Genomic DNA, 463 nt, shown 5'->3' with positions numbered 1-463 from the left:
CCGCCTCGCGCAAGACGAAGCCACCCGCGCCTTCGATCTTCAGCACGGTCCGCTCCTGCGCGCCCAACTGCTGCGCCTCGCGCAAGACGAACACGTCCTGCTGTTCACCATGCATCACATCGTCTCCGATGGCTGGTCCACCGGCGTGCTGGTGCGCGAGCTCGGCGCCTGCTATACCGCCGCGCTGCGCAACCAGCCCCCCGCCCTGCCGCCGCTGGCCGTGCAGTACGCCGACTACACCCTGTGGCAGCGCGACTGGCTCGCCGGCGCCGAGCTCGAGCGCCAGACTCAATACTGGCGCAACCAGCTCGCCGGGCTCGCACCCCTCGATCTGCCCACCGACCGGCCCCGTCCCGCGCAGATCAGCGGACGTGGCGCCACGCTGCCCTTTGCCCTGCCTCCCGAGTTGTACGAACGCATGAATGCGCTCGCTCATCGCGAAAGCGTCACCCCCTTCATGCTG

General features: G+C 69.3%; 1 protein-coding gene. It reads left to right on the top strand.

Going from position 1 to position 463, the window contains the following annotated elements; genetic code table 11:
- Nucleotides 1-463: condensation domain-containing protein (locus BG61_RS38925; RefSeq protein ID WP_035943870.1), on the top strand; the 463-nt coding region annotated here is incomplete at both ends.

Source organism: Caballeronia glathei, from assembly GCF_000698595.1.
Lineage (GTDB): Bacteria > Pseudomonadota > Gammaproteobacteria > Burkholderiales > Burkholderiaceae > Caballeronia > Caballeronia glathei.
This window is presented reverse-complemented; position numbering and strand designations above follow the sequence as displayed.